This is a genomic window from Terracoccus sp. 273MFTsu3.1, from assembly GCF_000383675.1.
Lineage (GTDB): Bacteria > Actinomycetota > Actinomycetes > Actinomycetales > Dermatophilaceae > Terrabacter.
Map to the genome: position 1 here is coordinate 29,093 of NZ_KB911832.1, position 13,294 is coordinate 42,386.

Genomic DNA, 13,294 nt, shown 5'->3' on the forward strand with positions numbered 1-13,294 from the left:
CCAGTGCATTGTGGGCGCCCGGCTCGTGAGCAGGGCCGTGGCTCAGCCGTCGCCGTCGGACGAGCCACCCTTGGCATCGCCCGAGACGACGAGCACGACGATCCCGTCCGCGGTCCGGGTGCCTGCCGACGGCCAGGTCGCGAGGACCTGACCGCTGTCGCCGTCGGACGGGACGGTGACCCGCGTGACGCGGACGTCCTCGCCGCCGAGGGACTTCTCCGCGTCCTTGGCGCTCGTGCCGACGAGACCGTCGGGCACGACGAAGGAGGAGTTGACCCGGTCCGGGGCGTGTCCGCGGCTGACGACGAGGGCGACGGTCTGCCCCTTCGTCATGGGCTGGCCCTCGGCGGGGTAGCTGCCCATGACCGCCCCGTCCGGCTGCGTCGAGCGCACGAGCACCCAGCGCACGTTGACACCCAGCCCGATCAGCTCGTTCACCGCCGCGTCGCGCTGCTGGCCGACGAGGCCGCCGGGGACGGTGCTGCCGTCGGACGGCGGGGCGGTCGTGGACGGCGCGGGCGTCGGCTTCTCGGACGTCGCCGACGGGCGCGTGCCTGGTGCGGTGGTCGCCGGCGCGTCCGAACCCGACAGCAGGACGTAGCCGAGGATGCCGACGAGCGCCACGACGGCGACGAGGAGCACCCAGACGAGCGGGCTCGGGCCGGAGCGGCGGCGGCTCGCCGCGCTCGAGCGCCGCGTGACGGCAGGGGCCGGGGTCGTCGGGGCGGTGGGCGCCGCCGCCGCGACGGGAGCGTCGGGAGCAGCGGGCACCGGGGTGACGACGGTGCGCTCGCCGCTCGACGGCATCCCGACCGTCGGCATCATCGCGGTGCTGGCTGCCGTGCTGTCCGAGGCTAGGTCGAGCACCGAGGTGGCCTCGCCGGCCGGCAGGGCGCGGGTGGCCGCGTCGGCGCGCATCTCGTGACCGATCAGCGCGGCCGCCATGGCATCGGCATCGGCGTAGCGGTCGGCGGGCGACTTGGCCGTGGCGCGGACGACGACCTCGTCGAGGTTCGCCGGGAGGTCGGCGACGCGCGAACTGGGCAGCGGGACGGGCTCGTCGAGGTGGCGCATCGCGATCGCGACCGGGGTGTCGCCGTCGAAGGGCACGGAGCCGGTCAACATCTGGAAGAGCAGGATGCCGAGCGAGTAGAGGTCGGACGAAGGTGTCGTCGCCTCGCCCCGGGCCTGCTCGGGGGCGACGTACGCCGCTGTCCCCATCACGGTGCCGGTGTCGGTGAGGGACGCCTGCCCGAGGGCCCGGGCGATGCCGAAGTCGGTCACCTTGACCGTGCCGTCGGGTCGGATGATGACGTTGCCGGGCTTGACGTCACGGTGGACGACACCGGCGCGGTGGGCGGCGCCGAGCGCTGCGCACACCTGCTCGGCGACGCGGACCGCGTCGCCGGGGGTGAGCCGGCCGTGCTCCCGGATCACGTGGGCGAGGTCCTGGCCCTCGGCATACTCCATGACGATGAAGTGAGAGTCGCCGTCGACGCCGTAGTCGTAGACCTGGGCGATGTTCGGGTGGGAGAGGGCGGCTGCCGTCAGGGCCTCACGGCGGAAGCGCTCGACGAAGTCGGGGGAGTCGGCGAACCCGGCGGCGAGCACCTTGACGGCGACGAGCCGGCCCAGGCGGTCGTCGGTCGCGAGGTGCACCTCACCCATGCCGCCGACGGCGATGCGCTCACGCAGGGAGTAGCGCTCGGCGATCCGGACGGTGGGGCTCGACTCGACAGACATGGGCAACGAGCGTAGGGCAGCGGGCCGGGTCACGGCCAACCGAAGGGCTCGCGTCAGCGCGGCAGACCGGTGCGGCGCCACCCGCCGTGGCGTGCCGACGGCCCGACGAGCCGCCACGACGGGTCGGACCACGCCGAGCGGGCGTGCTCGGGTGCGGGCTCGTCCCCGTCGAGGGCGGACAGCACGGCGACGAGCGCCGCGACCTCCTCGGGGGTCGGGTGACCCGAGATGCGGATCGTGGGCATGACGTCGGCAACCTCAGGAGTCGTGGGATCGGTCACAGCGGGATGTTCCCGTGCTTCTTGGGCGGGAGCGTCTCGCGCTTGTTCTGCAGGGCCCGCAGGGCGCGCGTGACGTTCATTCGCGTGTTGGAGGGGCTGATGACGGTGTCGATGTAGCCGCGCTCGGCCGCGACGTACGGGTTGGCGAGCGTCTCCTCGTAGTGCGCGATGAGCTCCTGTCGCTGGGCGTCGACGTCGCCACCGCGCTCCGCGGTGTGCTTGAGCTCCTTGCGGTAGAGGATGTTGACGGCGCCCTGCGCGCCCATGACGGCGATCTGCCCCGTCGGCCACGCGAGGTTGATGTCGGCGCCCAGGTGCTTGGAGCCCATGACGTCGTAGGCGCCGCCGTAGGCCTTGCGCGTGATGACGGTGATCTTGGGGACCGTGGCCTCGGCGTAGGCGTAGATGAGCTTCGCGCCGCGGCGGATGATGCCGTCCCACTCCTGGCTCGTGCCGGGCAGGAAGCCGGGCACGTCGACGAGCGTCAGGACCGGGACGTTGAAGCAGTCGCAGGTGCGCACGAAGCGCGCGGCCTTCTCGGACGCGTCGATGTCGAGGCACCCGGCGAACTGGAGCGGCTGGTTGGCCACGATGCCGACCGACATGCCGTCGATGCGGGCGAAGCCGGTGAGGATGTTGGGCGCGAAGAGGGGCTGGACCTCGAGGAACTCGCCGTCGTCGACGAGGTGCTCGATGACCTGCTTCATGTCGTAGGGGACGTTCGGCGAGTCCGGGATGCACGTGTCGAGCCAGCGGTCGTCGTCGGTGACCGACAGGTCGGCCTCGCCCTCGCCGTAGGAGGGCGGGGTCTCGAGGTTGTTGCTCGGCAGGTAGGACAGGAGCGCCTTGACGTAGTCGATCGCGTCCTGCTCGTCGGTGCCCATGTAGTGCGCGACGCCTGACTTGCTGTTGTGCGTCAGCGCACCGCCGAGCTCCTCGAAGCCGACGTCCTCGCCCGTCACGGTCTTGATGACGTCAGGACCGGTGATGAACATGTGCGAGGTCTGGTCGACCATGACGGTGAAGTCGGTGATGGCGGGGGAGTAGACCGCGCCGCCGGCGCACGGCCCCATGACGAGGGAGATCTGCGGGATGACACCCGAGGCGCGGACGTTGCGGAAGAAGATCTCGCCGTAGAGCCCGAGCGAGACGACGCCCTCCTGGATGCGCGCGCCCCCGGAGTCGTTGAGGCCGACGACGGGGCAGCCGATCTTCATCGCGAAGTCCATGACCTTGACGATCTTCTCGCCGAAGACCTCGCCGAGGGACCCGCCGAAGACGGTGAAGTCCTGGGCGAAGACGGCCACCTGGCGGCCGTCGACCATGCCGTAGCCGGTGACGACGCCGTCGCCGTAGGGCCGGTTCTTGTCCTGGCCGAAGTTGTTGCTGCGGTGCCGGGCGTACTTGTCGAGCTCGATGAACGTCCCCTCGTCGAGGAGCATCTCGATGCGTTCGCGGGCGGTCTTCTTGCCGCGGGCGTGCTGCTTCTCGACCGCGCGCTCCGAGCCGGCGTTGGCGACCTCGGCGACGCGCCGCTTGAGGTCGGCGAGCTTGCCGGCGGTGGTCGTCAGGTCGGGCCCGGGGGCCGACTCCGCCTGTGCTGTGGCGTTCTCCGGCGACGTGATGGTCGGCTGTTCTGCGACGGCGTGATCGGTGGCCATGCTCGGCACTCTAGCCTTGTGGACGTGCGCGATTTGCTCGACATCGAGACTGTGAGTGCGGCCTTGGTCACGTCCGGACGGCCGTGGCGCGAGGTGGAGTTCCACCCCGCCCTGGGGTCGACGAACACCCGGCTGCGCGAGCTGCTGACCGGCACGGCGGAGCAGACCGGGGGGGCTGGGCCGACCGGGCCGTGTGCCGCCGGGCGGCTCGACGACGACGCCGGGCTCTGGTGGGTCGTCCTCACCGACCACCAGACCGGTGGGCGCGGCCGTCTCGGGCGGGCCTGGACGGTGCCCGACCGGGCCTCGATCGCCGTCAGCGTCGCACTGCCGGTCGCCGCCCCCGCCCAGGCGGGCTGGATGCCGTTGCTCGCCGGGCTCGCGCTGTCGCGCGCGGTGCGCCGGGTGACCGAGGCCACCGGTGCCGCGCTGACGGCCCGGCTCAAGTGGCCCAACGACGTGCTCCTCGCCGAGGACGGCGACCGCAAGCTGAGCGGCATCCTCTGCGAGCTCGTCACCGTCGGCTCCGGTCAGGTGGTCGTGGTCGGGACCGGCGTCAACATCGACCAGAGCAGGGAGGAGCTGCCCGTCGACACGGCCACCTCCCTCGCGCTCGCGGGTGCCCGGGTGAGCCGGGAGGACGTCCTCGTCGCGTACCTCGACGAGCTGACGTCCGTGCTGGCCGGAGCCGGAGTCGGCACCGACGCGTCGGGTGCCCCGGGCGCAGCGCAGGTGCGGACGGCATACCGCGAGGCGTGTTCGACCATCGGGCTGACGGTGCGGGTGCACCTGCCGACGGGTGACGCGGTCGAGGGAACAGCGGTCGGCGTCGACGACGACGGCGCGCTCGTCGTGCGCACCGACCACGGGGTGCGGACCTTCGCGGCCGGTGACGTCGTCCACGTCCGGCCCGCGGCCGGTGGACTGGCATGATCGGGCCATGACCGAGCCGGGCACCCCAGGCACCCAGGGCGCCGAGGGCCCCCAGGGTCCCGAGGGCCCCCAGGGTCCAGGGCCCGTCGGGCGGGTGAGCGAGGACTACACGGAGCGGCTGCTGGGGCGTCCGCTCGAGCTGCGTCGCCGCGAGGTGAGCCGCGGCGCCGAGGTCTCCCTGCTGTCCGCACGCAAGTTCTGGCACGCGCTGGGCTTCCCCGTCGTCGACACCGACGACGAGCTGTTCACGGAGGCCGACCAGAAGGCGCTGGCCGCCGTCGCGGGCATCGTCCGGGACGGGCTGCTCGACGAGCCGACGGCGCTCGCGATGACCCGCGCCTTCGCCCGCTCCGCCGACCGCCTCGCAGGCTGGCAGTCGCAGCTCATCGCCGAGGCCGTCGAGAACCACATGAGTGCGGTCCTCGCCGACGAGGCCGACGACGACGAGCACGAGTCCCGCTCGGTGCCGAGCCTCGAGACCGCCACCGAGACGGCGAAGCGCCTCGCGGTGCTCACCGACCGCCTCGAGCCGCTCCTCGTCTACGCCTGGCGCCGGCACCTGTCGGCCACCGTCGCGCGCATGCTCGCCGACGCCGACCCCGAGTCCTACGGCATGACGAAGATGCGCTCCGTGGGCTTCGCCGACCTCGTCAACTTCACGGCGCTCGTCCGGCGGATGTCCGAGCGCGACCTCGCGCGGCTCGTGTCCCGCTTCGAGGCGCTCTCGGCCGACGTCATCACCGCGCACGGCGGCCGGCTCATCAAGACCGTCGGAGACGAGGTGCTCTTCACGACGATGGGCGCCGCACCCGCAGCGGCCATCGCGCTCGACCTCGTCGAGACGATGACCGACGACGACGTGCTGCCCGACGTGCGGTGCGGGATGGCGCGCGGACCGATCATCTCCCGCCTCGGCGACGTCTTCGGCACGACGGTCAACCGCGCCTCGCGCCTGACCGCCGTGGCCCAGGCGGGCAGCGTCCTCGTCGACGCGACGATGGCGCGCGAGCTCGCGAGCCTCTCCGGCTTCGAGCTGACCGGCCAGCGCCGACGCATCCTGCGCGGCGTCGGCCCCGTGACCCCGTCGCTGCTGCGCCGGGCGACGTCCGCCGGCCGCCGCTCCGTCTCGGGCGAGCCGCTCCCCGACACCACCCACCGAGCCACGTCGCGCACCGACGCGTGACCCCCGAAGGAGACCTTCGTATGCCGTCAACGCCGACCGCAGCCGACGCCGCCGCGAGCGCGGGGCCGGGTGAGCCCGCCCTCGTGCGCGTCCAGCGCTTCGAGGACCCGGAGCTCGCGCACGTCGCCGAGATCGTCCTCGACCGGCCCGAGGCGATGAACGCCGTGTCGACGGCGATGGCCCGCGCCATCGCGGCGGCCACGGCCCGCGTCGCGGCGGACGAGTCGGTGCGTTGCGTCGTGCTGACCTCGAGCCACGCGAAGGCGTTCTGCGTCGGCGCCGACCTCAAGGAGCGCAACGGCTTCTCCGACGCAGACCTCATGGAGCAGCGCCCCGTCGCCCGGGCGGCCTACACCGGCGTCCTCGACCTGCCGGTGCCGGCCATCGCCGCCGTCGACGGCTTCGCGCTCGGGGGCGGCTTCGAGCTGGCCCTGTCGTGCGACCTCGTCGTGGCGGGGGAGGGCGCCGTCGTCGGCCTGCCGGAGGTGAGCGTCGGGGTCATCCCGGGGGGTGGAGGCACGCAGCTGCTCGTGCGCCGGGTCGGGTGGTCGCGGGCGGCCAGGGCCATCTTCACGGGAGCGCGGCTCCCGGCCCGCGAGGCCCTCGAGCTCGGCGCCGTCGACGAGGTCGTCGCGGCCGGCACGGCACGTGACCGGGCGTTGGAGCTGGCCCGGACGATCGCGGCGAACTCGCCCGTCGGGCTGCGGAACGCCAAGCGGGCCATGCGCCTCGGCTCCGACGTTGGTCTCGAGGCGGGCCTGGAGATCGAGGACGGCTGCTGGCGCGCGACGGCCTTCTCGGGCGACCGCCGCGAGGGTGTGGCCGCCTTCGCGGAGAAGCGGCGCCCCGTCTGGCCCGGTCGCTGAAGCCCCATCTGCCGTGTCGCCGGGGCGTCAGGGTGCAAATCGGGCCGTTGTCGATAGGCTCACGACGGTCGGTGCACCCCCGGGCCGGCAGATCCTGAGGACGGTGACATGACCCGAGTGCTCCTGGCGGAGGACGACCCAGCCATCTCCGAACCGTTGGCGCGTGCGCTGCGGCGAGAAGGCTACGACGTCGACGTGCGCGAGGACGGTGTCGCAGCGCTCGACGGTGCCAAGGAGAACCCCGACCTCGTGCTCCTCGACCTCGGTCTGCCGAAGATCGACGGGCTCGAGGTGTGTCGCCGCATCCGGGCCGAGGGCCGCGCCATCCCCGTCCTCATCCTCACGGCTCGCGCCGACGAGGTCGACACGGTCGTGGGGCTCGACGCCGGCGCCGACGACTACGTCACCAAGCCCTTCCGCCTCGCCGAGCTGCTCGCACGGGTGCGGGCCCTGCTGCGGCGCACCCCCACCGAGGTCGTCGCGTCGGGTGAGCTGGTCCGCATCGACTCCGACGGCCGTCGCGCCTGGTTCAAGGGCGAGGAGCTGCAGCTCACGGCCAAGGAGTTCGACCTGCTGCGGGTGCTCGTGCGCGAGCAGGGCAAGGTCGTCTCGCGCGAGCAGCTGATGCGCGAGATCTGGGACACCGCGTGGTTCGGGTCGACGAAGACCCTCGACATGCACATCTCGGTGCTGCGCCGGAAGCTCGGCGACGACGCGACGTCCCCGCAGTACATCGCCACCGTCCGTGGCGTCGGCTTCCGCTTCGAGCGCCCTCAGGTCGACTGACCGTGCGCCGGGTGCTCGACCGGATGGCGCTCGTCGTGGCCGTCGTGTGCGCCGGGCTCTTCGTGCTGCTCTCGACGGGGGTCGTCGCCTGGGCCGTGACGCAGCAACCCGGCACCGTCACCGCGTGGATCTCCTCCGACCCGTCGGTCGGGATCGCGCGGTTCGGTGCCATCATGCTCGGGATCGGCGCGCTGAGCGGTGGCGCGGCCTACCTCGCGACGGTCGGCACCCGAGCCCACGTCGAGCGGTCCTCGCAGGAGCTCGTCCACCTCGCCACGCGCTTCGCGGCAGGGGAGGCGCGCCTGACGCCGGTGCACTCCGACATCGACGAGATCGACCACGTGTCGGGCGTCATGACCCGTCGGGCCCACGACATGACGAAGTCGCTCGCGGCCGAGCGTGACTTCGCCGCGGACGCCTCGCACCAGCTGCGCACCCCGCTCACGGCCCTGCTCATGCGCCTCGAGGAGATCTCCGAGACCGACGACGCCGAGGTCGTCAAGGAGGAGGCGACGATCGCGATCGCCCAGGTCGAGCGGCTGACCCGCGTCGTCGACGACCTGCTCGGCCGCACGCGTGGCTCCGGTGGCCCGTCGCCGGCCGTGTCGCTCGACTCCGTCATCGCCGCCCTCCAGCGCGAGTGGCAGCCCGCCTTCGAGCAGGCCCGCCGCTCCGTGCGGGTCCGTGGCGAGCGCGGCCTCTTCGTGCGGTCGACGCCGGTCGCGCTCTCGCAGGTGCTCTCGACGCTGCTCGAGAACTCCCTCGTGCACGGACGGGGCACCGTCGACGTGCACGCGCGTCGCTCGGGCCCGTCGGTCATCGTCGAGGTCAGCGACCAGGGCGACGGCGTGCCCGCCGCCATGGCCCCGCACATCTTCGAGCGCTCGGTCAGCAGCGGAGCCGGCGGCAGCACCGGGCTGGGGCTGGCGCTCGCCCGCGACCTCGCGGAGTCCAACGGCGGTCGCCTCGACCTCGTCCAGGCCCAGCCGGCGCGCTTCGCCCTCTTCCTCTCCGAGGCCGAGACCGACTGAACGCCGACGGGACCCACTGCCTGCCGGGGTAGGGTGCCCCGGTGAGGCGCCTGCATGAGTTCCTGTTCGTGCGCCACCGGCACAACTGGCTGCTGCTGCTCCGGTTCGCGGCCGTTGGCGTCTCGGGTGTGCTCCTCAACCTCCTCACCCTCGTCGTCGTCAAGAAGCTCGGGCCCGGCTTCAACGAGCCGATCGTCGGCGTCCCCGGCACGGAGTTCAACGTCCGCTGGTACCACGTCTACTCGACCATCGCCTTCCTCGTCGCGAACCTCTGGAACTTCCAGCTCAACCGCACGTGGACCTTCCGCACGAGCAAGCACGCCCGCTGGTGGCACGAGTACTGGCCCTTCCTCGCCGTGGGCCTGCTCGGTCAGGTCATCGGCCTCGTGCTGCTGACGCTCCTCATGCACCTCGACTCGCCGATCCACCTCTCGCCCACGGTCCTCGACGACTCCACCGGCTTCCGCACCCGGCTCTACTGGGCGCAGCTCATCGTCATCGCCGTCGTCACCCCCATCTCGTTCGTGCTCAACAAGCTGTGGACCTTCGCGGCCGTGCGCACCCACCACCCCGACCTCGCCGACCCCAGCCACGTCGAGGCGGTGCTCTCCGACGAGGGGGACGAGGCCGCCGCGGCGAGCGACGCGCACCGGCGCGCCGGAGCGGTGCCGGGGCGCCACGACCCGCTCCGCTGACGGCGACTACGCTTGGGCGTCGTGACCCAGCCGAAGCGCGCCCCCGGAGGATTCCCCGTCGTCGGCGTCGTCGGCGGCGGACAGCTCGCCCGCATGATGCAGGGCCCCGCCGTCGAGCTGGGCGTCCAGCTGTCGGTGCTCGCCGAGAGCGACACCGCGGCAGCGGCCCTCGTCGTGCCGAGCTCACCGGTCGGTGAGCACACCGACCTCGAGACGGTCCGCGCCTTCGCGCAGCACTGCGACGTCGTCACCTTCGACCACGAGCACGTGCCGCCGGCCGTCCTCGAGGCGCTCGAGGCGGACGGGGTGGCCATCCACCCCACCCGCGCCGCCCTCAACTTCGCCCAGGACAAGCTCGCCATGCGCGAGCGCCTCACGGCGCTCGGGATCGCGTGCCCCCGGTGGGCGCGTGCCACCTCCGCCGAGGAGGTCACGGCCTTCGGTGACGACGTCGGCTGGCCGATCGTCGCCAAGACCCCGCGGGGCGGCTACGACGGCAAGGGCGTGGCGGTCGCCTCCTCGGCCGCCGACCTCGGGGACTGGATCGCCCGGATCGGCGAGCCGGGCCCGCTCGAGCACGGCCTGCTCCTCGAGGAGAAGGTCGACTTCGTGCGGGAGCTGGCCGTCCTCATCGCCCGCAGCCCGTCCGGCCAGGCCGCGGCGTGGCCCGTCGTCGAGACGGTCCAGACCGACGGCATCTGCACCGAGGTGCTCGCTCCCGCCCCGGAGCTGGACGCGGACCTCGCCTCGGTGGCCACCGAGGCCGCACTGCGGATCGCCGGGGAGCTCGGCGTCACCGGCGTGCTCGCCGTCGAGATGTTCGAGGTGCGCCCCGGCACGGGCGGCGCGTCGGCCTACGTCGTCAACGAGCTGGCGATGCGTCCGCACAACAGCGGGCACTGGTCGATGGACGGAGCCGTCACCGGACAGTTCGAGCAGCACCTGCGTGCCGTGCTCGACCTGCCGCTCGGCGACCCGCGCCCCCGGGCGCCGTGGACCGTCATGGCCAACGTCCTCGGCGGCGACTACGAGCACCTCTACCCCGCGTACCGCCACATCATGGCCCGCGACCCCGGGGCCAAGGTGCACGTCTACGGCAAGGGTGTGCGGCCCGGCCGCAAGATCGGGCACGTCAACGTCAGTGGCGCCGACCTGGGCGACGCGCGCGAGCGCGCCGGTCACGCGGCCGACTACCTCCGAGGGGTGATCACCGAATGACCGAGAGCACCGCGCCCGTCGTCGGCATCGTCATGGGCAGCGACAGCGACTGGCCCGTCATGCGCGAGGCAGCCCGTGCGCTCGAGGAGTTCGGGATCCCCTACGAGGCCGACGTCGTGTCGGCCCACCGGATGCCCGACGAGATGATCGCCTACGGCCAGAACGCCGCCCGGCGCGGCCTGCGCGTCGTCGTCGCCGGCGCCGGGGGCGCCGCGCACCTGCCCGGGATGCTCGCGTCGGTGACGCCGCTCCCGGTCGTCGGGGTGCCCGTGCCGCTGAAGTACCTCGACGGCATGGACTCGCTGCTCTCGATCGTCCAGATGCCGGCCGGCGTGCCGGTCGCGACCGTGTCGATCGGTGGCGCGCGCAACGCCGGGCTGCTCGCGGCCCGGATCGTCGGCACCGGGTCCGACACGCTCGCCACCGACGTCCGCGAGCGCATGGTCGCCTTCCAGGACGACCTGCGTGACCAGGCGCACGCCAAGGGGGCGTCGCTGCGCGAGCAGGTCGCCCGGGGCCTCACCGACTGAGCCGGCGCCGCTCCCGCTGGGGACCGAGGACCAGGCCGACGGCACACGCCATCGGTCAGCCCGGCAGGGCGAGGAAGCCGCGCACGGCCGCCGTGAACACGACGGGCTGGCGGGCGTGGACGAGGTGACCGGCGTCGATGCGCACGAGGCGGCCGTCGGCGACGGTCTCGGCCATCTCGGCGACGTGCTCGGCCGGCATCGGGCTGCCCGGGCCGCCCCAGACGACGAGCGTCGGGGCGGAGACGGCCGCGACGACCTGCGACCACCCCGGGTCCGGGTCGTCGATCTGCGCGCGCACCTGGAGCACCGCCTCCCAGTCGAAGGCGAGCTCGCCGTCGGGGCGCTCCGGCGGGCGGGGGTCGCGCGGGTGGGGGACCGGCACGTCCTCGAGGACGAGGCGCCGGACGAGGTCGGGGCGACGGCTCGCGACGAGGCAGGCGACGAGGCCGCCCAGCGAGTGGGCGACGACGTCGACCGGACGGCCCTGCTCGGCCGCCAGGGAGTCGGCCACCACGACGAGGTCCTCGGCCAGCTCGCCGAGCCCGTAGCTGCCGGGCCGGGGGCTCTCGCCGTGCCCGCGCAGGTCGACGGCGACGACGAGCCGGTCGACGGCGAGACCGGCCGCCACCTCGGCCCAGTCCGCCGACGTGTCCCCCGTGGCGTGCACGAGCAGGACGCACGGCAGCCCGCTCGGGACGCCCCAGCGCTGCTCGTGGAGGACGACCGCCGTCATCGGGGCGTCAGTCGGTGACGGCCGACGCGCCGTCTCCCGGCTGGATGCGGGGGTACTCGATCTTGGGACAGGTGTCCATGACGACCGCGAGTCCGGCCGCCTCCGCGCGAGCGGCGGCCTCCTCGTCGATGACCCCGAGCTGCAGCCACAGTGCCTCGATGCCGAGCCGCTCGCGCTCGGCGATCGCCTCGTCGACGACCTGGCCCACGTGGTCGCTGTTGACGAAGAAGTCGACGACCTTGACGACGGTGCCGTCGGGGATGTCGGCCAGCGTCGCGTGGCCCGCCGCGCCGTGCACCGTCGCGGCGCTCGGGTGCACCGGCACGAGGCGGATGCCGAGCTCGCGCTGGAGCCACAGGGACACGCGGTAGGCCGTGCGGTCGGGGTTGTCACCGAGACCGACGACGGCCCACGTGGCCGGGGTGTGGAGCAGGTCCCGGATGACGTCGGGGTCGTTGTGGTGCGGACTCATCCCGTCATCTTCACACGTCGGCGTGCCCGGATCGCGCCCCGACGGCGACCAGCCGACCGTGGTTGGATGGCTGGATGCGATTCGGAATGTTCGTTCCCCAGGGCTGGCGTATGGACCTCGTCGGCATCGAGCCGGCCCAGCAGTGGGAAGCCATGGTCAACCTCGCCAAGCACGCCGACGACGGAGACGTCTTCGAGTCCATCTGGGTCTACGACCACTTCCACACCGTGCCGCAGCCCTCGGGCGAGGCCACGCACGAGGCGTGGACGCTCATGGCGGCCTTCGGCGCCGCCACGAGCCGGGTGCGGCTCGGCCAGATGTGCACGTGCATGGCCTACCGCAACCCCGCCTACCTCGCCAAGGTCGCCGCGACCGTCGACGTCATCTCCGGCGGCCGCACCGAGATGGGTATCGGCGCGGGTTGGTACGAGCACGAGTGGCGCGCCTACGGCTACGGCTTCCCCAAGGCCGGCGACCGCCTCGGCGCGCTGCGCGAAGGCGTCCAGGTCTTCCGCGACATGTGGACGACGGGGTCGGCGACGCTCGACGGGAAGTACTACCAGGTCGACGGCGCCCTCTGCGCGCCCCGTCCCCTGCAGGGCACGAGCCACCCGGGCAGCGCGCTCAACGGCATCCCCATGTGGATCGCCGGCGGTGGCGAGAAGGTGACGTTGAAGATCGCCGCGGAGTACGCCGACTACACGAACTTCGACGGCAGTCCCGAGGGCTTCGACCACAAGAGCGCGATCCTCAAGGGCCACTGCGACGACCGCGGCCGCGACTTCGGCGAGATCGTGCGCTCGGCCAACTACAACGTCGTCATCGGCGAGACCGACGCCGACGTCGAGGACCGCCTGCAGTTCTACGGCGAGCTGCTGCGCAAGGGCGGCGTCGCCGACGACAAGGCAGCGGGTGCGGTCGAGGACCTCCGCAAGCAGCCCGCGGTGGGCACGCCCGACAAGATCGTCACGATGCTCAAGGACATGGAGGCCCGCGGGATGACGTATGCCATCACGTACTTCGCGGAGGCCGCCTACGACCGCTCGGGCATCGAGCTCTTCGAGCAGACGGTCGCCCCCGAGCTCAAGGGCTGACCCGAGACCGCAGCGACTCGATGGATGAGCGCGTCGCCCGAGACGCGCTCATCCATCGACTGCGGGGT

Annotated in this window: 14 protein-coding genes; 9 read left to right on the forward strand and 5 right to left on the reverse strand. The window is 72.8% G+C overall.

What is annotated here, in order from left to right:
* Positions 1 to 42: 42 nt before the first annotated feature.
* Genes pknB through H283_RS0122780 form a run of 3 tightly spaced genes read right to left on the reverse strand, consistent with a single transcriptional unit; the run spans position 43 to position 3,685 of the window.
* Positions 43 to 1,743: a Stk1 family PASTA domain-containing Ser/Thr kinase gene (gene pknB, locus H283_RS26215; RefSeq protein WP_020145840.1), complete on the reverse strand. Its 1,701-nt coding sequence runs from the start codon at positions 1,741 to 1,743 to the stop codon at positions 43 to 45.
* Positions 1,744 to 1,796: 53 nt separating this feature from the next.
* Positions 1,797 to 2,024, reverse strand: a complete 228-nt coding sequence (locus H283_RS0122775; protein ID WP_196806055.1) for an acyl-CoA carboxylase subunit epsilon — start codon at positions 2,022 to 2,024, stop codon at positions 1,797 to 1,799.
* A complete protein-coding gene (locus tag H283_RS0122780; RefSeq protein ID WP_020145842.1) occupies positions 2,021 to 3,685 on the reverse strand; it encodes an acyl-CoA carboxylase subunit beta in 1,665 nt (554 codons plus the stop codon). Before H283_RS0122780 ends, H283_RS0122775 begins: the two co-directional genes overlap by 4 nt.
* A gap of 24 nt (positions 3,686 to 3,709) precedes the next feature.
* Between H283_RS0122780 and H283_RS0122785 the strand changes: the two genes are divergently transcribed.
* The 8 genes from H283_RS0122785 (at position 3,710) to purE (ending at position 10,927) form a co-directional block, all read left to right on the forward strand.
* Complete coding sequence (locus H283_RS0122785) at positions 3,710 to 4,618, forward strand: biotin--[acetyl-CoA-carboxylase] ligase (RefSeq protein WP_231372352.1); 909 nt, start codon at positions 3,710 to 3,712, stop codon at positions 4,616 to 4,618.
* Between the two features lie 7 nt (positions 4,619 to 4,625).
* Positions 4,626 to 5,801, forward strand: coding sequence for an adenylate/guanylate cyclase domain-containing protein (locus tag H283_RS0122790; RefSeq protein WP_020145844.1), 1,176 nt, complete (start codon positions 4,626 to 4,628; stop codon positions 5,799 to 5,801).
* Between the two features lie 20 nt (positions 5,802 to 5,821).
* On the forward strand, positions 5,822 to 6,667 hold the full coding sequence (locus H283_RS0122795) for an enoyl-CoA hydratase/isomerase family protein (protein ID WP_020145845.1): 846 nt from the start codon (positions 5,822 to 5,824) through the stop codon (positions 6,665 to 6,667).
* Positions 6,668 to 6,775: 108 nt separating this feature from the next.
* The gene (locus H283_RS0122800; RefSeq protein ID WP_020145846.1) at positions 6,776 to 7,453 is read left to right on the forward strand and encodes a response regulator transcription factor; all 678 of its coding nucleotides are present in this window, start codon (positions 6,776 to 6,778) and stop codon (positions 7,451 to 7,453) included.
* A gap of 2 nt (positions 7,454 to 7,455) precedes the next feature.
* On the forward strand, positions 7,456 to 8,484 hold the full coding sequence (locus tag H283_RS0122805; protein WP_020145847.1) for a sensor histidine kinase KdpD: 1,029 nt from the start codon (positions 7,456 to 7,458) through the stop codon (positions 8,482 to 8,484).
* A 41-nt stretch (positions 8,485 to 8,525) separates the two neighbouring features.
* Complete coding sequence (locus H283_RS26220; protein ID WP_020145848.1) at positions 8,526 to 9,179, forward strand: GtrA family protein; 654 nt, start codon at positions 8,526 to 8,528, stop codon at positions 9,177 to 9,179.
* Positions 9,180 to 9,200: 21 nt separating this feature from the next.
* Positions 9,201 to 10,397: a 5-(carboxyamino)imidazole ribonucleotide synthase gene (locus tag H283_RS0122815; protein WP_020145849.1), complete on the forward strand. Its 1,197-nt coding sequence runs from the start codon at positions 9,201 to 9,203 to the stop codon at positions 10,395 to 10,397.
* On the forward strand, positions 10,394 to 10,927 hold the full coding sequence (purE, locus tag H283_RS0122820; protein ID WP_020145850.1) for a 5-(carboxyamino)imidazole ribonucleotide mutase: 534 nt from the start codon (positions 10,394 to 10,396) through the stop codon (positions 10,925 to 10,927). The genes H283_RS0122815 and purE overlap by 4 nt, the downstream gene beginning before the upstream one ends.
* 55 nt (positions 10,928 to 10,982) lie before the next feature.
* Here the strand turns inward: purE and H283_RS26225 are convergent, their stop codons facing one another.
* Positions 10,983 to 11,660, reverse strand: a complete 678-nt coding sequence (locus H283_RS26225) for an alpha/beta fold hydrolase (protein WP_020145851.1) — start codon at positions 11,658 to 11,660, stop codon at positions 10,983 to 10,985.
* A gap of 7 nt (positions 11,661 to 11,667) precedes the next feature.
* Positions 11,668 to 12,132, reverse strand: coding sequence for a CoA-binding protein (locus H283_RS0122830; protein ID WP_020145852.1), 465 nt, complete (start codon positions 12,130 to 12,132; stop codon positions 11,668 to 11,670).
* Positions 12,133 to 12,206: 74 nt separating this feature from the next.
* Here H283_RS0122830 and H283_RS0122835 point away from each other — a divergent pair, with 74 nt between their 5' ends.
* Positions 12,207 to 13,226 carry an LLM class F420-dependent oxidoreductase gene (locus tag H283_RS0122835; protein ID WP_028785853.1) on the forward strand — a complete coding sequence of 340 codons (1,020 nt, stop codon included), beginning with the start codon at positions 12,207 to 12,209 and terminating at the stop codon, positions 13,224 to 13,226.
* Positions 13,227 to 13,294 lie beyond the last annotated feature (68 nt).